We start from the raw sequence: 26,992 nt of genomic DNA on the forward strand, positions 1-26,992 counted from the left end.
GATGGCCGAGTTCACGATGCCGTCGCTGGGTGCGGACATGGATGAGGGGATGCTGTCCCAGTGGCTTGTTCATCCTGGTGACCGGGTCTCGCGGGGGGATGTCGTCGCCGTTGTCGAGACGTCCAAGTCCGCCATAGAGGTGGAGTGTTTCCATACGGGCACGGTGGGCTCCCTGCTCGTCTCCGAGGGCGCCACGGTGCCTGTGGGTACCCCTTTGGCGCTGATCGAGACCGGCGACCGTGAGGAGCCGGCGGGTGAGCCGTCCGGGCGTGAGCCCCCAGGCCCAGGCCCTGGGCACCCTGGTGCCCGGCCGCAGGAGTCCGGGCCAAAGGGGGTGGTCACGCCGCTGGTGCGGCGGCTTGCCGAGGAACAGCGTGTGGACCTGGCAGGGCTCCGCGGTTCGGGGACCGGCGGGCGGATCACCCGGGCGGACATCGGCCGGGCGGCGGACACTGCCGCCGGGCCGGTGCCGTCGGCCGGGCCGGTGCCGTCGGCCGGGCGGGTGAGGGCGTCGCCTCTGGCCCGGCGGCTGGCGGCGGAGTCGGGGGTCGATCTCGCCGGGGTCGCGGGCAGCGGGCGGGAGGGCACGGTCCGCGCTGCGGACGTGCCGGCCACCGCGCAGGTGGCGGGCTCGGCACCGGCAGGTGGGACGGCGCGCCCCTTGGGACCGGGTCCCGGACCCGTGTCACCGGCGTCACCGGTGCCGGCGCGAGCCGCGCGCACGGCGACGGCTCGTCTGATGGCCCGTTCCAAGCGGGAGGTCCCGCACTTCTACCTGTCCACGACCATCGATACGGGGGTGGCGCTGGACTGGATGCGCGAACGTAACCGCGCGCTGCCGCCGGCCGAGCGGCTGATACCGGCCGCGCTCACGCTGAAGGCTGTGGCCCGGGCGGCCGGGGAGGTCCCTGAGCTGAACGGGCACTGGGTCGATGACGCGTTCGTCCCTGCCGGCCGGGTCCGGCTCGGTGTCGCGGTCTCGCTCCGTGGAGGTGGCCTGGTCGCTCCCGCGCTGGCCGGAGCGCAGGAACAGTCCGTGGCGGAGGTGATGGCCTCGTTGAAGGATCTCGTGTCCCGGGCGCGCAAGGGCCGGCTCCGGGCCTCGGAGACGGCCGATCCCAGCATCACCGTCACCAGTCTCGGTGATCAGGGTGTGGAGTGTGTGTTCGGTGTCATCTATCCGCCGCAGGTCGCGCTGGTGGGGCTCGGCCGCATCGTGGAGCGCCCCGCGGCCGTGAAGGGTCTGCTCGGGGTGCGGCCGGTGCTGACGGCGACGCTGTCCCTGGACCACCGGGCGGCCGACGGTGCCACGGGGGCGCGCTTCCTCAACTGCCTGGACCGTCACCTGCAACGACCGGAGGAGCTGTGAACCAGGACCGAGCGCGTGCGCTCGTGCAGGAGGCCGCCCGGCGTGTCGTGCCAGGTGCCGACTTCGCGGGCCTGGCACCCGACGCGAATCTCCGGGACGAACTCGAGATGGACTCGCTCGATTTCCTCGAGTTCGTCGAGGCTCTGGGCGAACTCAGCGGCCGGGACCTCACGGAGGACGACTACCCCGCTCTGGTCACCTGGGACGGCTGCGCCGGTCTTCTGGTGTCGCGGGAGTCCCTCACGCATGAGACAAGGAGCCAGTGATGCGCCATCGCAAGGTCGACGAGCTGATGAGCCGCCAGGTGGTGAGCGTCCACCGCGACACGCCGTTCAAGGAGATCGTCCGTGTGCTGTCCACGAACCGGGTGACCGCCGTTCCCGTCGTCGATGACGGCCGGCGGGTCCTGGGGGTGGTTTCCGAGGGGGATCTTCTGCGCAAGACGACGGACCGGGCCGCACCCGGTGAACTGCCGGCCGTGCCCGGTCTGGAGGCGTGGGAACGGGCCAGGTCGCAGGGCACCCGGGCGGAGGAACTGATGTCCGCGCCCGCTGTGTGTGCCCGGCCGGGGTGGACGTTCGTCGAGGCGGCGCGGCTGATGGAGGTGCAGGGGGTCAAGCGGCTCGTGGTCGCCGACGACGAGGATCGTCTGGTCGGGATCGTGAGCCGCGGGGACCTGTTGGGGATCTTTCTGCGTGAGGACGAGGACATCCGGCGGGAGATCGTCCAGGACGTGGTGGCCGGCACGCTGCGGCTGGACCCCGCACCGATCGGTGTCACCGTGCGCGACGGGCGGGTCGAGCTCAGCGGAATCCTGCCGTTCAGGGGCATGATCCCGGCACTGGAGCGTATGTGTGCGACGGTCGACGGTGTGGTGTCGGTCTCGGCCCACCTGACGTACGGGGCCGATGACACGGTGCCGGGGGGCACCTCGTCGTGACACGGGGTGTGGCGGTGCGGGGCGGTGCGTCCGGAGCGCCGTGGTCGCGGGCGGCCGGCGGGTGTGAGCTGCTCCGGTCACCCCCGTCACCCCCGTCGCCCGTGGTGTGGGGGTGGGCTATGTGGTCGTGTGGGTCAGTCTGACCGCGGTGACCTTGTATTCGGGGCAGGAGGTGACGGTGTCGGCGTGGTCGGAGGTCAGGGAGTTGACACCGCTCTCGGGGAAGTGGAAGGCGCAGAAGACCTGTCCGGGGGAGAGTTCGTCGCTCAGCCGGGCGGTCAGCCGGGCCTTGCCGTGGCGGCTCTCGACGGTCACTTCGGTGCCGTCGGTGAGGTGGTGACGTGCGGCGTCCTGGGGGTGGAGGTCGAGGTGGTCGTGGGCTTCGAGGAGCAGATTCCCGCCACGTCTGGTCATGCTGCCGGAGTTGTAGTGGGTCCAGCGGCGCCCGGTGACGAGCAGCAGGGGGTAGTCGGTGTCGGGTTCCTCCCCTGGTGGCAGGTAGGGGGCGGCGGACAGGTGTGCCCTGGCGTCGGGGGTGGTGAACGCGCGGGTGTAGAGGGTGGCTTGGCCGGGCTGGTCGGGTGAGGGGCAGGGCCATGCCACGGCTCCTTCCCTGTCGAGCCGTGTGTGGGAGAGGCCGGCGAAGAGGGGGGCGATGCGCCCGCACTCGGCGAGTGTCTCGGCCGGGGTGCGGCAGCCCAGGTCGGCTCCCATCGCGGCGGCGAGCGCGTGCACGACGTCGAAGTCGGTCCGCGCTGCTGCGGGCGGGCGTAGCGCGGCGCGTACGCGTTGGAAGCGGCGGTCGAAGTTGACGAAGGTTCCGTCCTTCTCCAGCCATGATGCGACGGGCAGGACGATGTCGGCGTGCTGGGTGGTCCGGCTGGGGAAGAGTTCGTTCACGATGACCAGGGGGCAGGTGTCGAGGGCGTCGGCGACTCGGTGGCTGTTGGGATCGGTGGCGCAGACGTCCTCGCCGATGATCCACAGGGCGCGCAGGGTGCCTTGTCTCGCGGCCTGGAGCATTTCGGGGATGCGCAGGCCGGTCCGGGTGGGCAGTGGGCGGCCCCAGACGGCTTCGGCTCGGGTTCGTGCCTGGGGGTCGGTCACCCGTCCGTAGCCGGGGAGGAGGTCGGGCAGGGCTCCCATGTCGGAGGCGCCCTGGACGTTGTTCTGGCCTCGCAGGGGGATGATGCCGTATCCCCGGCCGGTGTGTGCGAGGGCGCCGCGCAGGATGGCGAGGTTGGCGAGGGTGCGGACGCCGTCGGTGCCGTGCAGGTGTTCGGTGACGCCGAGTCCGTACAGGATGGCGGGGCGCCGGGCCCTGCCGTAGAGGCGGGCTGCGGCGGTGATGTCCTGGGCGGGTACGCCGGTGAGTTCAGCGGTGCGTGCGGGCGGGTAGTGGGCGAGCAGTTCGATCAGTTCGGTGAGGCCGGTGGCGCGCTCACGCAGGAAGTCGGGATCGGTCATGCCTTCGGCGACCAGTACGTGGGCGAGGCCGTGGAAGAGCGCGACGTTGGTGCCCGGTCGGGGTCGCAGGTGTACGTCGGCGTGGTGGGCGAGGCCTACGGCTCTGGGGTCGGCCACGATCAGTGAGGCTTTGTTGAGGGCTTGTTGGAGGAGTCGGGCCCCGATGACGGGGTGGGCTTCGACCGGGTTGGCTCCGACGACCAGGAGGCAGTCGGCTTTCTCCGCGTCGTCGAAGGAGTCGGTGCCTCCGGCGTGTCCGAAGGCGGCGGAGAGTCCGGCGGCGGAGGGGGCGTGGCAGAGGCGGGAGCAGTTGTCGATGTTGTTGGTTTTGATGACGGTGCGCAGGAACTTCTGGATGAGGTAGTTCTCCTCGTTGGTGGCCCGGGCGGAGGAGATCGCGGCGACGGCGTCGGGGCCGCCTGCCGCTACGGCTGCGCGCAGTCCGTCGGCGGCCAGGGTCAGGGCTTCTTCCCAGCCGGCTGGTTCGAGGGTTCCGTTCTTGCGGATCATGGGTTGGGTGAGGCGGTCGGCGGAGGTGAGGTAGCCGTGGGAGAAGCGGCCTTTGACGCAGGCGTGTCCTTGGTTGACGGGGCCGTCCAGGGCGGGCAGGACGGCCGATACCTGGTTGTCGCTGACGACGACGTCGAGTGCGCATCCGACGCCGCAGTAGCCGCAGGTGGTGCGCACGTGCTGCGGGTGGGGCTGCCCGGTGGTGATGCCGCGGCCCGGTCCTGGTTGGGTGATGGCTCCTGTGGGGCAGGTGTCGACGCAGCCGCCGCACGCCACGCAGTCCGATTGTGCCCACGGGCCGCCGGTTCCGGGTGCGACGACGGTGTCGGCTCCGCGGCCGGTGAGGGTGAGTGCGAATGTTCCTTGGACGTCGTCGCACATGCGTACGCAACGGCCGCAGGCGATGCACAGGTCCGGGTCGAGGTGGATGTAGGGGTGGCTCTCGTCGCGGTTGTGCGGGGTGGGTGCGGTGGCCGGGGGCGGGGTGATGTCCAGTGCGCGGCATGTGTGGGCGAGTTCGCTTCGGGGGGCGGTGGTGAGGGCGTGGGGCGGGAGTGCTGAGGCGATGAGGGCGACGGCGTCGCGGCGCAGGGTCTGCAGGTCTTCGTGGGCGGTGGTGATGTCCGCGCCGGGGGTTGCGGGGGTGACGCAGGCTGCTGTGATCCGGCCGTCGGCGCGGACGAGGCAGGTCCTGCACGAGCCTGCCGGCCGGAGGCGGTCGTCGTGGCAGAGCGTGGGCAGTTCGGTGCCCGCTGCGCGGGCCGCGTGGAGGAGGGATGCTCCTTCGGGCACTTCTACGTGAAGGCCGTCCACGCGCAGTGCGGTCATCGGTCCCATCCGGCCAGTTCCTTCCCGTAGGCGCGAGCCAGGCTGCGGACGGCTGCGGGCACTCTGCGTCCGAACGCGCACAGGCTGGCCTCGCTCATGAGCCGGGCGAGCCGTTCGTAGGGCTGACGGGGTGTGGTGCCCGTGGTGGCGAGTTCCAGGCCCTGGCGTGTCCCGATCCGGCAGGGCGAGCATGCCCCGCAGCTTTCCTGTGCGGCGAACTCCCATATGTGGCGTAGTAGTTCGGCTGGATCGGTGTCGGTGTCGAACGCGACGATCCCGGCGTGCCCCAGTGCGGCGCCGCGGGCGGCCAGGGCTTGTGAGGTCAGGGGGATGTCCAGGTCGTCGCCGGTGAGGAAGCCGCCGAGCGGGCCGCCGATCTGGAGGACGGCCAAGTTCCCGCTCTTGAGGCCTCCTGCGAGTTCGGTGACGATCCTTCGCAGGGGGGTGCCGAGTGCGACCTCGAAGGCGCCGGGTCTGACGAACCGCTCGGAGAGGCAGACGAGCTTGGTGCCGGACTCCTGCGAGGTGCCGTACCGGGCGTAGCGGTCGCCGCCGTGGTGGATGATCCAGGGCACCGAGGCGAGTGTCTCCACGTTGTTGACGACGGTGGGTGTGCCCCACAGTCCGCGGTCGGTGGGGTACGGGGGGCGGGGGCGGGCGCATCCGCGGGCTCCTTCGAGGCGGGCGATGAGGGCGGTCTCCTCGCCGGCCACGTACGAGCCTGCTCCTTGGGCGATCTCCACGACGGGTTTCGGGTCCCCTGTGTCGTCGGTGTCGGCGAGGTGGCCGTCTGCCACCGCGTGGGCCAGTGCCTGGTGCAGGCGGGCCAGTGCCCGTGGGTACTCGGAGCGCACCAGCACGATGCCGCGGCGGGCGCCGCAGGCGTAGCAGGCCAGTGCCAGTCCTTCGAGGACCCGGTCGGGGTCCTGTTCCATGAGCAGCCTGTCGGCGTACGAGCCGGGGTCTCCCTCGTCGCCGTTGGCGACGAGGACGGTGCCGGGTCGTGCTCCGGCGGCGGCCCATTTGGCCGCGACGGGGAATCCGGCGCCGCCGCGCCCGCGCAGGCCGGACACGGCGATCTCGCGCCGGACGTCTTCGGGGCGCAGGTGGGCGAGGGTGTGTTGCCAGGTGTCCCAGGCGGGTATGCCCGCCAGGATCCCGGAGAGCAGCACGGGGTCGCCGGTGGTGTCGGTGACGGGGATGTCGGGTGCCCGGGGTGGTGTGCGTCCCGCGAGTTGGTCGGCGAGGTCTGTTCCTGTGCGGGGCAGGGTGCCGTCGAGTGCTGCGGGTCCCGCGTAGCAGTAGCCCAGGCAGCGGACGGTCTGCAGTGATGTTTCGCCTTTGTGGTCGGTTCCGCCGGCGGGCACGCCGAGTTCCCGTTCGATCTGGGCCAGGTGGCGGCCGCCCTGTGTGGCGAAGCAGGCCGTGGCGGTGCACACGCGGACATGGCGTTTCGCGTGGGGGGTGGCGAGGTCGGCGAAGTAGGTGGCGGGGCCGAGGCCTGCGGCTGCCGGCATTCCCAGGGTGTGGGCGACCTGGGGGGCCCATTGCCCGGGCTCGGCGGGTGTGCCGGCTCTGGCCCGGCTCAGCGCCGCGGGCAGCAGTCCTGCGGGTTTGCCGTGGCGTGCCGCGAGCGCGCGGGCGGCGTCCCCATGTTCGTGCGGTCCTTGGCTGTGCTGACCTGCCATGGTTTCAGGGTGGCCTGTGGGCTGGTGGGTCGCATGCGGAGCGGTGCGGGGGTGTACGTGTCGCGTGGTGTGCCGCGGTCGGGGCCCTGGGTGCGGGTGTCGTGCGGGTGTTCTTGTGGGTGGTGGGCCGTGTGCTCAGCGTGTGCGGGGTCGGGGTGGTCTGTGCGGGGGGTTATGCGCGGACTGCGGATTCGTAGAGATCGAGCAGTCGGGCGCGCGTGGCGTGCAGCCGTCGGGCGAGCACCATGCCGACCCATTGGCTGATCGCGAATCCGAACTCGGGATCCGACCGGCACAGCCCTCGTACGCGGGGGGCGTCGAGTTCGTAGGCGCGGACGGGGCTGAGCGTCTCGGCCCCCAGTTCCCATTCGTAGGGTGGGAAGAGCCACGACAGTCCGACCAGTTCGCCCGGGCCCAGTGTCTGGATCTCTGCGCGGCGGCGGTGGGGAAGTTCCGCGTCGAGGGTGACCGCGCCGGTCTTCAGGATCCAGAAGCGGTCGGCGACCGTGTGTTCCTCGAAGAGGCGTTGTGCTGGGGGGAACCGGACGTTTTCGGCAAGGTCGAGCAGGCGGTCACGGTGTGCGGACGGCAAGTACGTGATCTTGAGTGTGGTACTCATCGGGGGGCTCCTGCGAGACGTGGCGATCTGCGGGGCGGACGCCTCGTGCTGTCCTCATTGTGTCGCCTGCCCGTGTATTGCACGACTCCGTGGGGTGCGGTGCACGGGAGCATCACCCCAGGACGTCCCGGGGTGCCGGGTGCGGGTGGCTGGGGCGCCAGGGTGCCGGGTGCCGGGGTACCGAGTGCCGGGTGGCTGGGTGGCTGGGGGGGGCGGAGTACCGGGGCGCCGGAGTACCGGGTGTCGGGGCGCCGGGTGGCTGGGTGGCTGGGCGCCGGAGTACCGGGGTGCCGGAGTGCCGGGGGCTGGGGTGTCGGGGGATCGTCGGTCGGATTGCGTGGCCGTTGCCTGCCCGCGGGCCGGCGGGAGGTGTCCGGGGGCCGCTCACCGTGCCGGCCGTTCGCGTGCGAGGGCCTGTGCGGGGTGAAGCGGTGAAGGCCCGTCGCGGACGGGGAGGGCCTTCAGGCGGGCGCCGGAGACCTGGTGCCGGAGGTCTCACCCGGGGAAGCGGCTGCGGCCAGGTGTGCCGGGGCGGTGAGGCCCCAGGCGGGCGGCCTCACCCTTTCGCCCTCCCGCAGCCCGGGGCGTGGGCTCCCTGTTCGGGAGACTCCCCCGCAACCCACCGGCCCGGACCACACCCTTTGCCGTCCTGCGAGGCAACTGACCGCGATACGCGCTCGCAGGGCCGGCCGCCCTCGCCCGCGGCGCCGGGCCGGCCCCGTCCCCGGCTCGTCGTCCGGTGCCTCCCCCCGCGTCGCCCGGCTGTCCGGATACGGTACGAAGTGCGGTGTGAACGAACAGACTCAGCCCGCGACCGTTCGCGTGTTCATCGCGCTCGCCCCGCCCGACCACGCGAAAGAGGAACTCGCCCGGCAGTTGCGCCCCGCCTACGGCACACACCCTCACATGCGGTGGAACCGTATCGAGGACTGGCACATCACGCTGGCGTTCCTCGGGGAGCTGCCGGCCGGGACCGTTGCGCTGCTGCGCCGGCCGCTCGCCGGCCTCGCGGCACGCCGCCGGCCGCTCTGTCTGGCACTGCGCGGCAGCGGTACCTTCGATGACCGGGTGCTGTGGAGCGGGATCGGCGGAGACCTCGACGCGCTGCACATGCTGGCCGCCGATGTGCGGAGCGCGGTCATCAGCAGTGGTGTCGCCTTCGAGGACCGGCCTCTGCGTCCCCATCTGACCTTGGCCCGCGCCCGTCGGGGCGATGGGACATCGGCGGCGGAGATCGCCGGACGGCTCGCCGGGTTCACCGGCCGGCGGTGGCCTGCCGAGCGCCTGCATCTGGTGGGCAGCAACACCGGCCGGGGCCGTGGGCCGATCCACTACCGCGACATCGAGGCCTGGGCCCTCGGCGACGGGATCCGGACGAAGTCCTGAACGGGCCGGCAGGAGCGGGAGAGCGGACGGCGGTCCTGGCGCGGAGAGGGCAGGCGTGCGGGGGCGGGCCGGTGTGGCCGGTGTGGCTGGTGTGGCCGGCGGATGCTGCCGCCGGCCCGCACGGGCCGGCCCCGGAAGGCACGGCCCCGGGAAGGCGCGGCCCAGGGGGGGCGTGGCCCCGGGAAGGCGCGGCCCGGGGGGCGTGGCCCCGGGGGAATGGGGTCATGGGCCTTCTCCGCGGGCGGGCGTGGGCAGCGGCGGGGAGGGATGGCCCTTCATGGGCTGCTCCGGTGGTGGTGCGCACCCGTGGTTCCGCGCCGGTTCTGCTGTCGCCCGGGTGTCGGGCCTCCTGTTTCGTCTCCCGTGCCGTCCGGGGACGACACCGTGCGCCTTGTCGTGTCGTCCCGCTCGCCGGGCCTGGGGCAGCGGTGGGTGCGGCCGGCCGGATTCCCGGGCGGCCTCGCCGGGGCTTCGCGAAGGGTCCCGGCGCTGTGCCGGTCCCCCGGCCGTGTGTGCGGGGCAGCCGGGGGGCCTGGGGCGGCAGGGGCCGGCCTGTGGCTGCCCCGGGGGCGCCGGTCGGGTCAGGGCGTGTCGCCGGACCAGTCCCAGCGGCCCGGGTCGCCGGGGCGCGGGTCGTACAGTGCGCGCCCTCCGGTGCCGAACTGTCCGAGCTCGGTCATCAGCGCGGCGCCGGTGGCGATCTCGGCCTCTGTCCAGCCGGTGATGTCGAACAGCAGGCCGTCCAGGGGTCCGCCGACCAGTTCGACGTAGGCCTGTCCCGGCCGCGGTCCTTGGCCGGGGGCGCCCGGGTCCTGGCCGTACACGCGGCCCCGCAGCAGTTGTTCGTCGTCGCTGTCCATGTCTCCCAGCCTTTCAGCCGCCACCGACAATGCGGGCGCGTCCCGGGCCCGTGGGCCGGGTCGTGCTGTCGCAGGTGGCGTGCCACGGGGGCAGGGGTGCGGGAGGGCGGGGGGCGGGCCGTTGTGGGTGGGGGCGGCCGCGGGATCCGGCGTCGGTGTGGCCGGGTCCCGCGGTGGCGTGCGTGGTCGGGGTGGTGGCCCCGCTCCGCCCACGGGCGGAGCGGCCCGGGGGCCCGGCGGCCGGCTGCGGGCTGCCACACCCAGCCCGCCAGCCTGGGTGTGGGGGTGGCGGGCTGGGGGTGGCGGGTTGAGGTGGGGTGGGCTGGTCACGCTGCGGGTTCCCGCGCCGCCTGCGGCTGGTGATGCCCTTCCCGTGGCTGGAGCGGCAGGATCCGCAGGGCCGGGCTGCGGGAAGGCGGCGGCGCGGGAACTCGTGGCCGGGTGAGGGGGTCAGCGGATCTCGGTGACCCGGCGTTCCTTGAGAGCGGCGCAGTTGGAGTTCTCCACCGACACGTACACGTTGGCGATGTTGCCGCCCCAGCTCACGCAGTGGCCCTTGCCGTAGGCGTAGGCCGGCCCGGCGTAGGAGGTGTAGTTCCCGAAGTCGTCGGCCCACGTGTCGGTGTCGGGTACGTAGATGTACACCGACATGCTCGTGGCCGTGCCCGGGTTGGTGCGGATCGTGGCGACGCAGTTCTTGCCGTTGGAGGAGTTGTACGTCAGGTAGACGGTGCCCAGGGAGCCGACGGGCACCGAGTTGACGGTCTTGTAGGCGCTGCCGCAGACGCCTTGCGGTGTGATGTTGGGTGCGGCGGAGGCGGTGGTGCTGAGCGCGGTCGTGGCACCTACGGCCAGTGCGGCGACGGCCCCGGCACCGGCGAGAGTACGTGTGATCCTCATATTTCCCCCTTGTGTCCCTGAGAGTGGTTTGCTCCTGCTTGGTGTGACCCTCGAACGGTGCGGAAGGTTGTGCCGGGTTCAGGCCGGGTCCGCAGGACGCGGGCGGGGGTGGCGGGCCGGACGGTGCCGGTGAGCGGGCGCCGTCCTTGACGGACGGGGTGCCTTACGGGGTAGCGGTGCGGGGGGCCTGCCGGTGTGCCTCGGGGCTCAAGTGGGTGTCGAGCAGGGGCCCCTAGGGTCTGCGGCATGCGGATCTTCGTTACCGGCGGTGCAGGATTCATCGGGTCCCAGTACGTGCGGGCGCTGCTGTCCGGGGAGCTTCCCGGGGCGGACGGTGCCCGGGTGACCGTCCTGGACAAACTCGGCCACGGCAGCAACACGGCCAACCTCGGCCCGGTCGCGGAGCATCCCGCTTTCCGGTTCGTGCACGGCGACATCTGTGATGCGGAACTGGTCGACGAGGCGGTGCGCGGACACGACGTGATCGTGCACTTCGCCGCCGAGTCGCATGTCGACCGGTCGATCGACGACGCGCGCCCGTTCGTGACGGCGAATGTCCTGGGCACGCAGGTCCTGCTGGACGCGGCCCGGCGCCACGGGGTCGGGCGGTTCGTACATGTGTCGACGGACGAGGTCTACGGTTCCATCCCGCAGGGGTCGTGGACCGAGGCGCAGCCGCTGGCACCGAACTCGCCGTACGCGGCGTCGAAGGCGGGTTCCGATCTGTTGGTGCTGTCCGCGCACCGGACCCATGGGCTGGACGTCGTCATCACCCGGTGCTCGAACAATTACGGTCCTTATCAGAATCCGGAGAAGGTCATCCCGCTGTTCGTGACGAACCTTCTGCGGGGGCGGCAGGTCCCGTTGTACGGGGAGGGCGGCAATGTCCGTGAATGGCTTCATGTCGCGGACCACTGTCTGGCCGTCCAGCTGGTTCTGCGGGGCGGCAGGCCCGGTCACGTCTACAACGTCGGCGGCGGCACGGAGCTGACGAACAGGGAACTGACCGGGCGTCTGCTGGAGAGCTGCGGGGCGGGGTGGGACAGGGTCGAGCCGGTCGCCGACCGGCTCGGCCACGACCAGCGGTACTCCCTGGACATGACCAAGATACGAAATGAGCTGGGATTCGCCCCGCAACAGTCGTTCGAAACGGGCCTCAAGGCCACGGTCGAGTGGTACAGGGAAAACACTTCCTGGTGGGACCGGTAGAAGTCCGGTGAAGCCCCGTGTCCCCGCCAGAAGTGGTCTTCTCCGGGATACGGGAAGTGTTCTTCCGGATCGTGCGGGACGGTCCCGCGGCAGCTCGAATCCCGACCACAGAGAAATGTGAACAAGGGTGATAGATATGGGCGACCGGGAATTATCGGCGACCGGCAGAAAAACGCGGCCGGCGCAGTGGCTGCGGGAAGGAAGGGCCCTCGCGCCGCACACGGTGGAAGGCGGCGGGAGGGCCGCACCCGGGGCGCGCCCGTGCCTGCTGCGCGGCGCCTGCGGGGGCGGTGCGGTCGCGGAGTGCGCGTTGGCTGACGCCGGGCGGTCGCGGTGCACGCGCCGGGGCCCGGGCGCGGTCCCCTCCCCCATCCGAACAAGGAGTTTTCTGCGATGACCGCTCAGATGACGCTGGAGGCCCCGGTCAGGGCGCGCCGGGCCGGGCTCGTCCTGGCGGTGTGCTGCCTGGGGCAGCTGATCGTGATCCTCGACGCTTCGATCGTGAACGTCGCCATCCCGTCCATCCAGAACGCACTGGACTTCACCCCGGGCAGCCTGACCTGGGTGTACAACGGGTATCTGATTCCGTTCGCGGGTTTCTTGCTGTTCTCCGGGCGGATGGTCGACCTGTTCGGGGGCCGGCGTCTGCTGCTCATCGGGACCGCCGTGTTCACGGTGTTCAGCTTCGTGGGTGGTATCGCGCCGAACGCGGCGACGCTGGTCCTGGGCCGTGCCGGGCAGGGCTTCGGCGGTGCGATCATCGCGTCCGCGACCCTGGCCGTGCTGAGCTCCACGTTCACCGAGCCGGTCGAGCGTGCCAAGGCGTTCGCCCTGTGGGGTGCGGCGTCCGGGAGCGGCGGGGCGATCGGTGTCCTGAGCGGCGGGGCGATCGTGGAGTGGATGTCGTGGCGGTGGGTGTTCCTCGTGAACCTGCCGCTGGGTTTGCTGATCGCGGGCATGGCGCTCATGTCGGTCACCGGGGCCCCGGGCAGCAAGCGTGAGAAGACGAAGCTCGACGTGCTGGGGTCCTTGTCGGTCACGCTGGGGATCGCCGCACTCGTCTACGGGCTCGCCGAAGGACAGCACTACGGGTGGGGATCGGCGCGCATCGTCACGTCGCTGACGGCCGGTGTGCTGCTGCTCGCGGTGTTCGTACTCGACCAGGCCAAGCTGGCCGAGCAGCCGCTGATGGAGCTGAGCCTGTTCCGTAACCGCTCGGTATGGGCGGCGAACCTCACGATGCTGGCCTTCGGGGCGGCGCTGCCCACGATGTTCTACTTCCTGACCCTGCTGTACCAGACGGTGCTCCACTACAGTGCCATCCGCACCGGGCTGGCGTTCCTGCCGCTGACGGTGTTCGCGTTCATCGGTGCCGCCGCGTCCTCGGGCGTGGCACCGCGGACCGGTCCCCGGCCGATGATGCTGGCCGGGCTCCTGCCGATGATCGCCGGGCTGGTGTGGCAGTCGGCGGCCGACGAGAACGCCTCCTACCTCGCCGACCTGCTCGGCCCGACCCTGCTGTTCGGCCTGGGCCTGGGCATCGTGGTCACCTCGGTGGCGGGCGCGGCGACGGCGGGTGTGCCGCAGGACAAGCACGGCCTGGCCTCGGGAGTGCTGAACACCTCGCAGTCGCTGGGCGGGGCGGCCGGCCTCGCGGTCATGGTCGCCCTGGCACAGACCCGTACCGCGGACGTCGCGGGTGACACTGCCCCTGACGCCCACGCGTTCGTGTCCGGTTACGGGGTCGCGTTCCTCGCGACCGGGGTACTGCTCGCCCTCAGCCTCGCGGCCGCGGCGGCGGTGCCGCGCGGGACCCGGTAGCCGGGCAGGGCCCGTGGCACGCGGGCAGGGAGAAGCCCGTCCGGTCCGCCGGGCGGGCTTCTCCCTGCCCGCGTGCAGGGCGCGTAGACACAGGGCCTGCCCGGAGCGGTTCCCGAACCAGGGAGCCGGTGCGGGGGGACACCGGGCCCGGCCCCGCCACACCTGCCAGGACGGTGGAGCGGGGCTGATCGGAACTGGGCCGACAGGGGGCCACACGGATTCACACACACGGACACACGGGCAGGTGAGCGGGCAGGTGGTGGGCGGGTGCGGCACGGTAGGCAGGCAGGTGCGGCGGGCGGGTGCGGCGCGGCCCGGCAGGCAGGTCCGGCGCGGTCCGGTAGGCGGGTGGGTGCGGTAGGCGGGTGGGTGCGGTAGGCGGGTGGGTGCGGTAGGCGGGTGGGTGCGGTAGGCGGGTGCGCGCGGTAGGCGGGTGGGTGCGGTAGGCGGGTGCGCGCGGTAGGCGGGTGGGTGCGGTAGGCGGGTGCGCGCGGTAGGCGGGTGGGTGCGGGCGTGTGGCCAGGAGACGGGTGCGGGCGGTGAACGCTCCGGCGCGGCCATGACCCCGTCCAGCGGGTTGGCGTACGGGCCGCGCCGCAGACCGCCGCCCGGGTGCGCGGCCACGAGAAGTCCGCACCGTACAGACGTGGTGGACACGGTCACCGGCACGGGGCACCACGACGGGCGGGCCGCAGAAAAGACCGCCGGGAGATAACGCCTGAAGCACCGCCGGAGGCACCGCGGGACGGCCGCCTGCCACCCCCGCCGGCCCAAAAAATGGGGGTGCGCAGCAGCCGGGCGGGCCGGCTGCGTGTTGGGCGACCGAACGTACGCGCGGGCGGGGCGGGCGTCGCGGGGACGACAGAAGCCAGGGCACAATCCGCAGACAATCCGCAGACCAGCACCAGTCCCCTCCCCCGCCCGGACAAAAGAGCACTGGAGCACAAGCGCCGGGGGGGCGCACGGGACAGGGCCGCATGGGACGCGGACGGCTGGGGCGGGGCCGGCAACTGTCCACCCTGCGCGTGGAGAAAAGGGCCGGTCCGGCGGCGCACGGCGGGCGGGGACACTCCACCGCAGAGGTGATCGGCATACGTGGCATCTCCTGGAGCGCTGGAGCGGCAGCAGCGGCCGCGGTGGTGGGAGCGTGGGTGCCCGCGAGGACACGTGCCCATACGCCGCCCGCCCGCGCGGCAGGGCCAATCCGGATGCCGAGGCATCGCGGCCCCGGTAGTGGGTGTACGCCGGCCACCACCGCGCCGCCAGGCATTCGTCCGAGGTGCCGGACCTCGGACGCCCACCCGGCGAGGGCCGGGCCGGCGCCTGCGCCCTGTGGCGTGTGGCGTGTGGCGTGTGGTGTGTGGTGTGTGGTCTCGGCGGGAGCGTCCCGCGCGTCACGTACCGGCCTTCTGCACCGCGTGCGGTGAACACTCACGCGGTGCGCCGGCGAAGGTGTGGCTGCTCGAAGCCAGAAGACGTACGCAGCTGTCGAGGTCCTGCGAGAACCCGTGTGCCGTGACGTGGCGCTCGCACCATGTCCCCGGGGCAGCCAGGAGGCGTTCGGGACGGCGGAAGCGCACTCGGGGCGAGCGGCGGGGCCAGGCCGGTCTGTCGCGAAAGCCGTGCCCCCGGGGGCGGGGACACGGCGCGAAAAGTGTCCTGCCGGGCGGGCGGGTCAGCGCCTCTGCGGCACCGGTGGAATCCGGCACCCCTGGGGACCGGCCGCGTGTAAGACGCAGGGCCGGGGCCAAGGGGCCTGCATGCAGGGCCGGGGCCAAGGGGCCTGCGTGCAGGGCCGGCTGGTGAGGGGCGGCCGTGCGGGGTGGCCGTGCGGGGGTGAGGGTGCGGATGCGGAGGTGCGGGTGCAGAGGTGCGGGTGCAGAGGTGCGGGTGCAGAGGTGCGGAGATGGGGGGTGAGGGTGCGGAGGTGGCCGTGTCCAGCGGGTAACGGTGTCCGGGGCCACCCCCGACAGCGGGTAGCGGTGTCCGGGGCCGGGCTTTGGCCGCCCGGCCGGTGTGGCGCCGGTGCCGTGTGGCGCCCACCCGGCCTCGATCGGCGCTATAGGTGGCGTCCTTAGCCTCCGAGACATGCGAGGCATCATCTTGGCCGGCGGAACCGGCTCCCGGCTGTGGCCGGTCACCCAAGTCATGTCGAAACAGCTCATGCCTGTGTTCGACAAGCCGATGATCTACTACCCACTGTCCACCCTGGTGCTGGCGGGCGTGCGGGACATCCTCGTCATCACCATGCCCTCCGAGCGGGACTCCTTCGAGCGGCTGCTGGGCGACGGATCACAGCTGGGCCTGCAGATCCGGTACGCGACGCAGCCCAGCCCCGGAGGTATCGCGCAGGCGTTCCTGATCGGGGCGGACTTCATCGGGGACGAGCCGGTCGCGCTCATCCTCGGCGACAACATCTTCCACGGGGTCGGCCTCGGGGACCAGCTGAAGGCACACGCCTGCCCGCAGGGCGGGCACATCTTCGCCTACCCGGTGGCCAACCCGAGCGCCTTCGGTGTCCTGGACTTCGACCGCGAGGGACACGTCCTTTCCATCGAGGAGAAACCCACGCATCCGAAATCGAGGTACGTGGTCCCCGGCCTCTACTTCTACGACAACCGGGTCGTCGAGATCGCCGGGTCCCTGCGGCCCAGCGCGCGCGGCGAGCTGGAGATCACCGAGGTGAACCAGGCCTATCTGAGCCGCGGTGAACTCGCCGTCACCGTCCTGGACCGCGGTACCGCATGGCTGGACACCGGGACCTTCGCCTCGATGGTGCAGGCCTCGGAGTTCGTCCGGGTGATCGAGGAACGCCAGGGGCTGAAGATCGGCTGTGTCGAGGAAGCGGCCTGGCGCAACGGGCTCATCGGCGACGACCAGCTGCGTGAGCTCGCCCGGCCACTTCTGCCCAGCGGCTACGGAACATACCTGACCGGGCTCCTGGACGCCGCCGCCGAAGAGATCCAGCAGCCGGCCCCGACCAGGCAGAACCACCAACCCGCCCCCGCCCCGGCCCCGGAACTCCGACAGCCCGCCCCGGCCCCGGAACTCCACCGGCCCGCCCCGGCCGGACAGAACCGGCCACCGGCCCCCGCCACGGAACCCCGACCAACGACCCCAGCCCCAGCCCCAGCCCCAGCCCCAGCCCCGGCCCCGGTCCCGGTCCCGGCCCCGGTCCCGGTCCCGGTCCCGGCCAGGGGACTCCGGCAGCCCGCCCCGGCCGAAGAGACCCGCCGGCCCGCCCCGGCCGAAGAGACCTGGCAACCGGTCCCCGTCGGCGCCGGCGCCACCGGGTGAGAAGGAAGACCTGATGAAGTTCGAAGAGCTCGGCATCGAAGGCGTCCACCTCGTGCGGCCACAGGTGTTCGACGACCCGCGCGGCGCGTTCCTGGAACTGTTCGTCGGCCACCGGCTGTCCGCCCACACCGGCCGCCCCATGGACGTCGCACAGGTCAACTGCTCCGTCTCCACACGCGGCACCATCCGCGGGATCCACCTCACAGCGGCCCCGCCGGGTGAAGCGAAGTACGTGACGTGCGTGAGCGGCTCGATCATCGACGTCGTCGTCGACGTGCGCGTCGGCTCACCCACCTACGGCGCGTCCCTCGCGATCCCGCTGGACGACACACAACACCACGCCCTGTACATCGCCGAAGGCCTCGGGCACGGATTCGCCGCGGTCAGCGACACCGCGGTCGTCACCTACCTGTGCGACAACACCTACACCCCCGGGAAAGCGATCTCGATCAACCCGCTGGACCCCCAGCTCGCCCTGCCGTGGCCCGCCATGGACGACATCATCCTGTCCGACAAGGACAGGACCGCGCCGACGCTGGCACAGACCCAGGCCCTGGGTGTGCTGCCGCACTACGACGACCTCCACGTCACCACACCCGCCCCGCCCCCCAGGTGACCGGGCGTCACCCACGAGCAAGCCAACGACACCAGGAACAGGAACACTCATGAAGAGACACATCGCCTTCCTGAACATCCCCGCGGCCGGTCACGTCACCCCGACCCTGGGCGTGGTCGAGGAACTGGTCAAACGCGGCCACAAAGTCAGCTACCTGGCCGCCGACGCCGTCGCCGAGCGCATCGCCTCCACCGGCGCCGACATCATCCCCTACACCTCGACCCTCGACCCCCGCACCATCGCACCGACCGGCGCGCAGGACTGGCTGGCCCGCGTCCTGCTCGGCGCGGTCCGCGAAGCCGCCGCCACCGCACCCACCCTGGAAACCCACTTCCGTGACGACCTGCCCGACTGCCTCGTCTACGACATCTCCATGCAGTTCCTGGGCCGCGTCCTGTCCCGCAAACTCAACATCCCCGGCATCCAGCTCTACCCCGTCCTGGCCTCCCACCAGTACTTCACCGACGCACAGGGCGCCGCCCAGGGACTGTTCGGCGACCTCACCCGCGAACTCCGCGCCTTCGCCGACACCCACGGACTCCAGAACGTCCCCCTGGACGAACTCATGTCCGACGCCCCCCACAACATCTCCTTCATGCCACGCGAGTTCCAGACCGACGCCGACTCCTTCCCCCCCGACCAGTACACCTTCGTCGGGATCCCCCTGCGCGACAGCGACCTGAAGGGCACCTGGCGGCCCGCCAACGACAACCCCGTCGTACTGATCTCCCTGGGCACAACCTTCAACACCCAGCCCGAATTCTTCGCGATGTGCGCCAAAGCATTCGAAGGACTGCCCTGGCACGTCGTGATCGCAGCAGGCCCCGGCGTCGACCTCGAAGCCGTCGGCGAACTCCCCCCCAACGCCGAGATCCACCCCTGGCTCACCCTCCAGGCCGTCCTCGAACACGCCGGCGCGTTCGTCTGCCACGGCGGCGCCGGCAGCACCATGAACGCCCTGTACGCCGGAGTCCCCCTCGTATCCGTCCCCCACAACGGCGACGAGGAAATGATCGCCCGACGAACCGGCGAACTCAACCTCGGCCGCGTCCTGACCCCAGGCGAAATCACCGCCGAAACCCTCCGCCAGGCCGTCCTGGACGTCGCCGCCGACCCCACCATCCAGGCCAACGTCCGCGACATGCGCCTTCACATGCAAAAAGCCGGCGGCGCACCCCGCGCAGCCGACACGATCCTCACCCACCTCACCACCACAACGAAGTAACCCACCACCACCCCGCCCCACAGGAGACAACAATGAACTCACACGACCTCACCACCAAACTCGCCCCCCACGACCTGTACCTGGAGATCCAGCAGTTCTACGCACTCCAACTCAAAATCCTCGACCGCGGTGACGGCGAACAATGGGCCCGCACCTTCACCCCCGACGGGGTATTCCAGGCCGCCGACATGCCCGACCCCCTCGTCGGCCGCGACATCCTCACCCAAGCGATCACACGCCAGAGCCTCATGCACGAAGGACTCATCCTGCGCCACTGGGTCGGACAACTCACCGTCGAGCAACTCGACGACAACACCCTGCGCGCCCAGAGCTACGTCATGGTCTACGTCGTCCCCAACCAGACCCTCCTCGACGGAGACGTCCACTTCCGCCACCACACCCTCTGCGACGACGAACTCATCCGTACCAACGACTCCTGGCTCGTACGCACCCGGTACGTCCAGACCGACGGCGCCTACAAATCCACCAAACGATAACCACCCCCACCCCCGCACAACCCGACCAGCCCCACACCGGCCACCACCACCGGTATCACCACCACCCCACAGACCCACACCACCCTGTGGGTCGGCACTACCCACCGACCCACAGGGACAACAGACCCCCACACACACCCACACCATCAAAACCGGCTGGTAACAAACAACAACCCACCAACCAGAACACCACCCCAACCACCACGGCATACCCTGCAGACCACCCCGAATGCTGCCGCCACGAGCAACATCGCCCAGCAGTCAGAAGCTGGCGAGCAGCCCATGGAGTGGGGCGGGTACGCGGTCCGGTTCGAGGGCTTCGACGAGGACTCGTCCGTAGTGGATCTTTCGTCCTTTCTTCGTGCCGAGGAAGCGCCGCAGCTGCTGCTGCGAGGTGCGGCCCCGCTGTGCCGGCTGGCCCATGAAGGTCTGTAGGGCACGCAGGTCACCTTCCGCCCGGACCAGCTGCTCCACCTGTGTCACACCCAGTGCCCGGATGAGCTCGTCCTCCAGATCCGCCGCGCACACGAAGAACTCCTGCTGCGCAGCACTGGCTCGCTCCAAACCGCGAGCGTAGTAGCGAACCTCCGCCTCGTCGCACAGTCCCGTGAGGCGAAGACCCAGGCCAGGTGGGCCGAGGAGGCGGGCAAAGCGGCCGACGCCCATCGCACCGCCCATAGGCAGGACGCAGATCCCTTCGGCCGCCAAGTCCCGGCCGCGGCTCGCGGCCAGCGCACTGACTGCTGCGGCGTCACTGGGCCCTTCGAGCAGGACGGCTGTACGCACGGGCAATCGCGCGGCCAGCTCACGCGCGGGGTCGCCAGGGCCACCAGCAGCCCATACGGATACCGCATCCCGGAACACCCCCATGTCAGCCATGGGACGAGTCTCCAACCATTCCCGCCACCACGCCAAGGATTTCCGTCGCCCCGCCGATCGGCGAGGAGCGGCCCGGACCCAGCAGTCCGGGCGGCACGGAATCCTAACGCGTACGTCCAGCCCGGCCGGAGCCAGCAGCAGTTACTCCCGCGCGATGACGAACAAGGGCAACCCGTGCGCGGACAGCGATGACTGTGACTCGCGGACGCAGATAAGGCGGGATGGGCGGTGCTGGTCACGCACCGGTCGGCGGTGGGTGCGGCCCTCGGAAGCTGAACGCCCCGGGTCCTTCGCCGATCACGCGGATCAGGGCGAGACGGTCCATCCCTTCGTCCACGCCGGGGCGGTGCCCGGCTGGGATCCACCACAGCGCGCAGTGGAATTCGGCGAGACGCGCGAACCATTCTCGTGGCGTGCCAGCACCGCCAGGTGCCGGGCCTCACTCCGGGCGGGAGGACCCCTGTCCGGCTCTCTGGCCCGCGGCGCGGCTGCCCGGCACTTCCAGGCGGCGGTCGCGGATCTGGCGCCATGTCGTCCTCGGGCACGCGCCCTGCGGACGGCTCTTCAGGAAGTCGACGTACGGGACCCGGCGTGGGGTCAGGCCGATCTCCAGCCAGTGGTCCTTCCCGGACACGGTGTCCCACCCCACGTTGGGGATGCGGACGAAGTCTTCGCGCGTGTCCTTGTTCTGGGACGTGATCTGCAGGACATCGGCGTGACCGAAGCGACGTCCCACGACCACGCAATAGTGAGGGGCCGCCTCGTCCCTGTCCCTGAAGGGGACCCTGGCCAGCCAGATCTCCCCGGGCAGCGGACGCTTCCGCTCCCACGTACGTACACCTCGCCGGAAGAGCACGGCGGTGAGCCCGGCCGCCAAGCTCTCCAGACCAGCCTCCAGGGTGTAGTTGTCCGTCTCGACGACGTCCCGCATCCACAGCGCCACCGCCGTACACAGCCCCAGCAGGATCATGGTGTGCACGGCCAAGGACACCCCCCGGCCGGACCGACGTCGGCCCGCCGTCCAGGCCACAGCTACCGCGGTCAGCGTTGATATCCCGATCGATACGACCCATTCGAGCACGCCAGGACGTTGCGGAGGCGTCTGAGCGGCCAATACGTCGTACAGCCAGACCGGGGCGGCGAGCAACTCCCCAACGATCGTGAGTGCGAGAAGGATGACCAGGCATCCGCCCATGGAATCTCCCCAGGTTCGTGCGAAACTCAGCCGGACGGTGCCTCTGCCGGGGCGGCCGCCCAAGTCTTCATGACCGGCTCGACGACCACCGGAATCGGCGCCCGTCCACCCCGGCCGCCGGCAGTGGAACGGCCGTGTTCCGTAGGTACGTCCACCACCCCACCCGCATGTCGCCCCCGCTCGCGTTCCGTGGTCGGCGCAGCCGGTCGGCGCGACCGGATGTACCCGGCCCGGCCGAGAGACGATCTCACAAAGGAGTACGACACGGCATCCGTGAAACCACGCAGCAATACGTCACCGGGCTACGTACGCGGGTTCGGTGACGCCTCGCGAGGAGTGCGGCGGCCATGGGCAGCCGAGAGCCGATGCATGTCGGCGAGAGGGTGCGGCGGCCATGGGGCGATGAGTGCGGCGGACCTCGCACCACAGCAGGTCAGTTGGCATTGACTATCGTTTTCATATAGCGTTTCGGTGTCAACGACAAAGGTGGTCCTCATGGCAGTCCCGAAGCGGAAGATGTCCCGCAGCAACACCCGTCACCGTCGCGCCCAGTGGAAGGCCGCGGCACCCCAGCTCGTGCCCGTCACGGTCGACGGCGCCGTCTTCCAGGTGCCGCAGCGGCTCGTGAAGGCCTACGAGCGCGGCCTCCTGCACCCCGAGGACTGATCCTTCATGACACAGGGCCTACTGCCCGTCACCGTGCTTTCAGGCTTCCTCGGGGCCGGCAAGACCACCCTGCTCAACCACGTCCTCGGCAACCGCGAGGGCATGCGAGTCGCAGTGATCGTCAACGACATGAGCGAGATCAATATCGACGCGGCACTCGTGCGCGGGGGCGAAGCCGCACTCTCGCGCACCGACGAACGCCTGGTCGAGATGACCAACGGATGCATCTGCTGCACCTTGCGCGACGATCTGCTCGAAGAGGTCGACCGGCTTGCCCGCGAGGGGCGCTTCGACTACTTGTTGATCGAGTCCAGCGGCATCTCGGAACCGATGCCGGTGGCGGCGACCTTCTCCTTCCCTCGTGACGACGGGGCGACGCTGGGCGATCTCGCCCGGCTCGACACGACGGTCACCGTGGTCGACGCGGCCAACTTCCTTCCGGAACTGGCAGGGGGTGACGGTCTCGCCGACCGTGGACTCGATCAGTACGAGGACGACGAGCGCACGATCAGCGACCTGCTCATGGATCAGATCGAATTCGCCGACGTCATCGTGCTGAACAAGCTGGACCTCGTGGACGAGCGAGAGCGGGAACAGCTCACCGCCGCCCTCAACCGCCTCAACCCGGTGGCCCGGATCGTGCCCGCCGTTCGGGGCCGTGTGAAGCTCTCCGAGGTGCTCGGCACGGGTCTCTTCGACCTGGAGCAGGCTCAACAGGCTCCGGGATGGGTGCGGGAACTGAACGGGGACCACATGCCCGAGACCGAGGAGTACGGAATCTCCAGCACCGTGTTCCGCTCGGGCCGCCCCTTCCACCCGGACCGCCTGTGGACGTTCGTCACTGACGGGATCGACAGCGGCCGGTACGGGCAGGTTCTGCGCTCCAAGGGCTTCTTCTGGCTGGCCAGCCGGCCGCACGTGACCGGGCTCTGGTCGCAGGCGGGGTCCGTGGCACGCTTCGAGCCGTCCGGCGCACGTGATGCCGGGACCACACAGGGCCAGGAACTGGTCTTCATCGGTACGGATCTGCGCGCGGATGCCCTCCAAGAAGCCCTGGCCGAGTGCCTGATGTCCGAAGGAGAGGCACGGCCCGCAGCCGATCCGTTCCCGGAGTGGGACACCTACGGCATCGACGACGCGTGCGAGCACGAGCTCTCTGCCCCTGTGGCGTCGCACCTCTGAACTCCGGGCCGGACGGTGGTCGCAGCCACGGCATCGCCCGGCCCGGTACATGCCCGCGTACAGGTGGACCCCCGTCGACCGATCTCCTGGTCGACGGGGGTCCACCTGTACGCGCGGCAACAAGGGCTCCCCTCACATGCTCGTCGACCCCGCGGATCGGTGCAGGCCCCTGCGTGAGAACGTCGCAGGCGCCGGCCTTTCGCTCGCTTCTGAGAACGTGGCAGAGCTGAACGGCGTCAGCGACTGAATGCCCCTGAGATTGTCCGGCGGCTTGTGTGATCACTAAGCTCAAGGGGACCCAATCGCTGCTGATCGGTGCTGGCGGAATGGGTGGACGTGCGGTGACGAGCGGTGCGGATGCGTTGCTTTCCGCAGCGAACGGGGGGCTTGTGGAAGGTCGACGGCTGCATGGATATCTCGGGACGGTGACGGGGCTGGCACTCGCGGTGCTCACCGCCATGCTTCTGGGCAGGTCGTGGAGCGCCTGTGACGTGGGAGTGAACAACGCGGCCAACAGCGGCTTCCTGCTCTGGATCTTCATCCCGGGCCTATGGACGGTCCTGCTGCTGGTCTGGGTTGCGGTGAGCGCACTTCTCGGGACCCGTCCCCTTGTCCATGCCTTCGCCCTCGCGGTGGCGCTCCTCGGCTGTGTCTGGTGCGTCATCTCATTCTTCTGGGAGGGGTCCTCCGCCCCGTCCTGCCCCAGCGGCGTGCCCCCGTGGTGGCCGAGCTTCATCCCCGCCCCGGGATTTTGAGGGGCCGCCCGGCCGGTTGTTCCGTCATTGCAACGGTCCCCCTTCTCCATGCGGCAGGGGGCCTGTGGTCCCCGGCTCTTGGGCCGCTCAGCCCCTACCCGGCATCGGTGGCCGCGCGGGACGCTGGAAGGGAGCGCACACGCGAGGAGGGCGATCAGCCATGGGTGTCGCCGATGTCGTGGTCCTGGCCCTGGCCGTTGTCCTGGTAGCCGGGCTGGGCTGGTTCTTCTTCGGCCCGCGCAAGGCCCGTACCGCGCAGCTGGAGGGCGGCGTCCAGCGGGTCGAGGTGACAGTACGGGGCGGCTACCGCCCCGACGTCATCAAGGTCCGCCAAGGCCTGCCGGTGGAGCTGGTCTTCGACCGGCAGGAGAGCGGGGAGTGCACCAACCGGGTCGTCTTCCCCGACCTGCGGGTCAGCGCGGGGCTGCCTGCGTACGCCCGCACCACCGTGCGGGTCGTCCCGGACCGCGCGGGCTCCTTCGGCTTCGCCTGCGGCATGAACATGATCCACGGCACCCTGCTGGTCGAAGGCGTGGATGACGCCGGCGGCACGACAACCTCTGGGGGCGACGGCAGCCGGGACACGGCTGCCGCCGCCCCTGCGGCACCTGACCTCGGCGCGGAAATCGGGGCCGAGGCGGAGGCGGCCGATGCCGCCGAGCGGCAGGCGGAGATCACCGATCTGACCCGACGGGTCGCCGTCGGCGCCCTGCTCACCCTTCCCGTGCTCTTCGCCGTCATGGCCCACGAGCTGTTCGGCGCCGACTGGGTGCCCGGCTGGCTGCTGAACCACTGGCTGCAGCTCGCGCTGATCACCCCGGTGATGCTCTACACCGGCTGGCCCATCCACTCCACCGGCTGGCTGACCCTCAAGCACCGCGGCGCCGACATGAACTCCCTGATCACCCTGGGCACGACCGCCGCATACGGCTACAGCCTGCTGGTCACCCTCTCCCCCGGCCTCCTCCCGGAGGACGTACGGGAGGTGTACTTCGAGGCGGTCGGGGTGATCCTCACGCTCATCCTGCTCGGCCGTCTGCTGGAGGCGCGTGCCAAGGCCGGCACCGGCGAGGCGATCCGCGCCCTCCTGGGCCTCCAGGCCCGCACCGCACGCGTCGTACGCGACGGCATCGAGAGCCAGATCCCCATCGAGGACGTCGCGGTCGGCGACGAGGTGGTGATCCGGCCCGGGGAGAAGGTCTCGGTCGACGCAGAAGTGCTGTCCGGGTCCTCGGCGGTGGATGAGTCGATGGTCACCGGCGAACCGATGCCGGTCACCAAGCGGGCAGGGGACACGGTGATCGGGGCCACTGTCAACACCACCGGTTCGCTCCGGGTACGGGCGAGCCGGATCGGGGCCGCGACGATGCTCGCGCAGATCATCCGCCTCGTGCAGCAGGCCCAGGCGTCGAAGGCACCCATCCAGCGGCTCGCCGACACGGTCTCCGCGTACTTCGTACCGGCCGTCATCGCCATCGCCATCGCCGCTTTCGCCCTCTGGTACACCGTCGGGCCCGCCCCCGCGCTCACCCTCGCTCTGGTCTCCGCGGTGGCTGTGCTGATCATCGCCTGCCCCTGCGCACTCGGCCTGGCCACGCCGCTGTCGGTCATGGTCGGAACCGGCAAGGGCGCCCAGGCAGGCATCCTCATCCGCTCCGCCGAGGCCCTGGAGACAGCCCACACGCTGGACACCGTCGTGCTCGACAAGACCGGCACGGTCACCGCAGGCAAGCCCCAGCTCACCGATGTGCACTGCGCCGACGGCTTCAGGGACGACGAGCTGCTGAATCTGGTGGCGGCGGCTGAGGCCGACAGCGAGCACCCGCTCGCGGGCGCGATCGTCACCGGGGCCCGGGACCGCGGCCTCACGCCGCCTGCGGCGAGCGGCTTCGACTCGGTCACCGGCAAGGGTGTGCAGGCCACCGTCGGCGGCCACACGGTCCTGGTCGGGACCACACGGCTGCTCGGCGATGTCCACATCGACACCGATGTCCTCGCCCCGGTCGCAGACCGCTTCTCGGCGCAGGGCAAGACACCGGTCCTCGCCGCGGTCGACGGTCGGCCCGCCGGTGTCCTCGCCGTCGCCGACACCATCAAGGACGACTCCACGTCAGCCATCGCGGCCCTGCAGCGGCTCGGCATCGAGACGGTCATCCTCACCGGCGACAACTCCCGCACCGCCGCCGCCATCGCCGCCCAAGTCGGCGTACGCCGCGTCCTGGCCGAGGTGCTTCCCGAACACAAGGCCGATGAGATCCGCCGCCTGCAGGCCGACGGACGGACGGTGGGCATGGTGGGCGACGGCATCAACGACGCCCCGGCACTCGCCGCAGCCGACGTCGGCCTGGCCATCGGCACCGGCACCGACGTCGCCATCGAAGCCGCCGACATCACGCTCATCTCCGGCTCCCTGACCGGCGTCGTCACCGCCATCCGGCTCTCCCGCGCCACCATGCGGAACATCCGGCAGAACCTGTTCTTCGCCCTGATCTACAACGCGGTCGGCGTGCCGCTCGCCGCCGGGGCCCTCTATCCGCTGTGGGGCATCCGCCTCAGCCCGATCATCGCCGCCGCGGCAATGGCCCTGTCCTCCCTGTCCGTGGTCACCAACTCCTCCCGCCTGCGGCGCTGGCACACCAGCCCGCTGCCGCCCGCCACGGCGGAGCCCGTCGGGCCCCAGGTGGAATCGGCAGCCGACCGGCCCCCTGCCACGGAACACGGGCGGCACCGCTCACTCCGACCGGCCACCGGCGAAGCGTCCCAGCCCGGGCCGAAGGAGCCTGCGGTGGACCCCGTCTGCGGCATGCAGCTGGACCCCGCGACCGCCGCCGAACGCCGTGACACCGGCACCGGCAGCTACTTCTTCTGCTCCGCGCAGTGCGCAGCCGCCTTCGACGCCGGCCCGGACCCCTGTCCCGTACCGCCGGAAGACGGGACACCGGAAGGAGGGGAAGACCGATGACCACAGCCCTCGCCCGCCTCCCGCCGTCGGCGCCAGGCGCCGCGACGTCCGGGCCGCCAGGTCGAAGCTCGCGGACAGGACCGGTTGATCCGGAAGCCACCCGTGCCGTCCCGGCACAGGA

The 26,992-nt window shown here is 70.9% G+C and carries 21 protein-coding genes and 1 pseudogene; 14 read left to right on the forward strand and 8 right to left on the reverse strand.

All coding sequences use genetic code 11. The annotated features are described in order from the left end of the window. Position 1: 1 nt before the first annotated feature. The 3 genes from AB0F38_RS12905 to AB0F38_RS12915 are packed head-to-tail and all read left to right on the forward strand — an operon-like array spanning position 2 to position 2,309. Positions 2 to 1,369 carry a 2-oxo acid dehydrogenase subunit E2 gene (locus tag AB0F38_RS12905; protein WP_361890984.1) on the forward strand — a complete coding sequence of 456 codons (1,368 nt, stop codon included), beginning with the start codon at positions 2 to 4 and terminating at the stop codon, positions 1,367 to 1,369. Continuing rightward, entirely contained in the window at positions 1,366 to 1,635 is a 270-nt protein-coding gene (locus AB0F38_RS12910) for a phosphopantetheine-binding protein (RefSeq protein ID WP_361890986.1), read from the forward strand. The genes AB0F38_RS12905 and AB0F38_RS12910 overlap by 4 nt, the downstream gene beginning before the upstream one ends. Beyond that, the gene (locus AB0F38_RS12915) at positions 1,635 to 2,309 is read left to right on the forward strand and encodes a CBS domain-containing protein (protein WP_361890989.1); all 675 of its coding nucleotides are present in this window, start codon (positions 1,635 to 1,637) and stop codon (positions 2,307 to 2,309) included. The genes AB0F38_RS12910 and AB0F38_RS12915 overlap by 1 nt, the downstream gene beginning before the upstream one ends. A gap of 117 nt (positions 2,310 to 2,426) precedes the next feature. On the opposite strand, the gene fdhF is transcribed toward AB0F38_RS12915, so the two are convergent. From fdhF to AB0F38_RS12930, 3 genes are all read right to left on the reverse strand, one after another. Next, the gene (gene fdhF, locus AB0F38_RS12920) at positions 2,427 to 5,123 is read right to left on the reverse strand and encodes a formate dehydrogenase subunit alpha (RefSeq protein WP_361890992.1); all 2,697 of its coding nucleotides are present in this window, start codon (positions 5,121 to 5,123) and stop codon (positions 2,427 to 2,429) included. Continuing rightward, positions 5,111 to 6,802 carry an NADH-ubiquinone oxidoreductase-F iron-sulfur binding region domain-containing protein gene (locus AB0F38_RS12925; protein ID WP_361890994.1) on the reverse strand — a complete coding sequence of 564 codons (1,692 nt, stop codon included), beginning with the start codon at positions 6,800 to 6,802 and terminating at the stop codon, positions 5,111 to 5,113. Before AB0F38_RS12925 ends, fdhF begins: the two co-directional genes overlap by 13 nt. A 172-nt stretch (positions 6,803 to 6,974) precedes the next feature. Further along, on the reverse strand, positions 6,975 to 7,421 hold the full coding sequence (locus tag AB0F38_RS12930; RefSeq protein ID WP_361890997.1) for a cyclic nucleotide-binding domain-containing protein: 447 nt from the start codon (positions 7,419 to 7,421) through the stop codon (positions 6,975 to 6,977). Positions 7,422 to 8,210: 789 nt separating this feature from the next. Here AB0F38_RS12930 and thpR point away from each other — a divergent pair. Further along, positions 8,211 to 8,807: an RNA 2',3'-cyclic phosphodiesterase gene (gene thpR, locus AB0F38_RS12935; protein ID WP_361890999.1), complete on the forward strand. Its 597-nt coding sequence runs from the start codon at positions 8,211 to 8,213 to the stop codon at positions 8,805 to 8,807. 581 nt (positions 8,808 to 9,388) lie between these two features. Here the strand turns inward: thpR and AB0F38_RS12940 are convergent. Further along, a complete protein-coding gene (locus AB0F38_RS12940; protein ID WP_361891002.1) occupies positions 9,389 to 9,667 on the reverse strand; it encodes a hypothetical protein in 279 nt (92 codons plus the stop codon). 450 nt (positions 9,668 to 10,117) lie between these two features. Continuing rightward, positions 10,118 to 10,567: a spore-associated protein gene (locus tag AB0F38_RS12945; RefSeq protein WP_361891005.1), complete on the reverse strand. Its 450-nt coding sequence runs from the start codon at positions 10,565 to 10,567 to the stop codon at positions 10,118 to 10,120. A 246-nt stretch (positions 10,568 to 10,813) separates the two neighbouring features. Between AB0F38_RS12945 and rfbB the strand changes: the two genes are divergently transcribed. The 6 genes and pseudogenes from rfbB to AB0F38_RS12975 all read left to right on the forward strand — a co-directional run bounded on the left by rfbB (position 10,814) and on the right by AB0F38_RS12975 (position 19,232). After that, positions 10,814 to 11,776, forward strand: a complete 963-nt coding sequence (rfbB, locus tag AB0F38_RS12950) for a dTDP-glucose 4,6-dehydratase (protein WP_361891008.1) — start codon at positions 10,814 to 10,816, stop codon at positions 11,774 to 11,776. Between the two features lie 393 nt (positions 11,777 to 12,169). Continuing rightward, positions 12,170 to 13,597 carry an MFS transporter gene (locus tag AB0F38_RS12955; RefSeq protein ID WP_361891011.1) on the forward strand — a complete coding sequence of 476 codons (1,428 nt, stop codon included), beginning with the start codon at positions 12,170 to 12,172 and terminating at the stop codon, positions 13,595 to 13,597. Positions 13,598 to 15,685: 2,088 nt separating this feature from the next. Continuing rightward, positions 15,686 to 16,543, forward strand: a pseudogene (gene rfbA / locus AB0F38_RS12960) (glucose-1-phosphate thymidylyltransferase RfbA); the annotation flags it as partial. Positions 16,544 to 16,907: 364 nt separating this feature from the next. After that, entirely contained in the window at positions 16,908 to 17,510 is a 603-nt protein-coding gene (locus AB0F38_RS12965; protein ID WP_361891014.1) for a dTDP-4-dehydrorhamnose 3,5-epimerase family protein, read from the forward strand. 49 nt (positions 17,511 to 17,559) lie between these two features. Beyond that, positions 17,560 to 18,735, forward strand: coding sequence for a macrolide family glycosyltransferase (locus AB0F38_RS12970; protein WP_361891017.1), 1,176 nt, complete (start codon positions 17,560 to 17,562; stop codon positions 18,733 to 18,735). Positions 18,736 to 18,767: 32 nt separating this feature from the next. Then, complete coding sequence (locus AB0F38_RS12975; protein ID WP_361891020.1) at positions 18,768 to 19,232, forward strand: nuclear transport factor 2 family protein; 465 nt, start codon at positions 18,768 to 18,770, stop codon at positions 19,230 to 19,232. A 261-nt stretch (positions 19,233 to 19,493) separates the two neighbouring features. Here AB0F38_RS12975 and AB0F38_RS12980 read toward each other — a convergent pair whose 3' ends face one another. The 3 genes from AB0F38_RS12980 to AB0F38_RS12990 all read right to left on the reverse strand — a co-directional run bounded on the left by AB0F38_RS12980 (position 19,494) and on the right by AB0F38_RS12990 (position 21,090). Further along, entirely contained in the window at positions 19,494 to 20,111 is a 618-nt protein-coding gene (locus tag AB0F38_RS12980; RefSeq protein ID WP_361891023.1) for a TOPRIM nucleotidyl transferase/hydrolase domain-containing protein, read from the reverse strand. Positions 20,112 to 20,346: 235 nt separating this feature from the next. Then, positions 20,347 to 20,481, reverse strand: coding sequence for a DUF3291 domain-containing protein (locus tag AB0F38_RS12985; protein WP_361891505.1), 135 nt, complete (start codon positions 20,479 to 20,481; stop codon positions 20,347 to 20,349). A 69-nt stretch (positions 20,482 to 20,550) separates the two neighbouring features. After that, complete coding sequence (locus tag AB0F38_RS12990; RefSeq protein ID WP_361891026.1) at positions 20,551 to 21,090, reverse strand: hypothetical protein; 540 nt, start codon at positions 21,088 to 21,090, stop codon at positions 20,551 to 20,553. 711 nt (positions 21,091 to 21,801) lie between these two features. Here AB0F38_RS12990 and rpmF point away from each other — a divergent pair. The 4 genes from rpmF (at position 21,802) to AB0F38_RS13010 (ending at position 26,871) form a co-directional block, all read left to right on the forward strand. Beyond that, positions 21,802 to 21,972, forward strand: coding sequence for a 50S ribosomal protein L32 (gene rpmF / locus AB0F38_RS12995; RefSeq protein WP_361891029.1), 171 nt, complete (start codon positions 21,802 to 21,804; stop codon positions 21,970 to 21,972). A gap of 6 nt (positions 21,973 to 21,978) precedes the next feature. Continuing rightward, positions 21,979 to 23,154, forward strand: coding sequence for a GTP-binding protein (locus AB0F38_RS13000; RefSeq protein ID WP_361891032.1), 1,176 nt, complete (start codon positions 21,979 to 21,981; stop codon positions 23,152 to 23,154). Positions 23,155 to 23,429: 275 nt separating this feature from the next. Then, on the forward strand, positions 23,430 to 23,909 hold the full coding sequence (locus tag AB0F38_RS13005; RefSeq protein WP_361891035.1) for a hypothetical protein: 480 nt from the start codon (positions 23,430 to 23,432) through the stop codon (positions 23,907 to 23,909). Positions 23,910 to 24,069: 160 nt separating this feature from the next. Further along, positions 24,070 to 26,871 (forward strand): heavy metal translocating P-type ATPase, encoded by a 2,802-nt coding sequence (locus AB0F38_RS13010; RefSeq protein WP_361891038.1) that lies wholly within the window; start codon positions 24,070 to 24,072, stop codon positions 26,869 to 26,871. Positions 26,872 to 26,992: the final 121 nt, after the last annotated feature.

The organism is Streptomyces sp. NPDC025273 (assembly GCF_040638585.1).
GTDB lineage: Bacteria > Actinomycetota > Actinomycetes > Streptomycetales > Streptomycetaceae > Streptomyces > Streptomyces cinereorectus.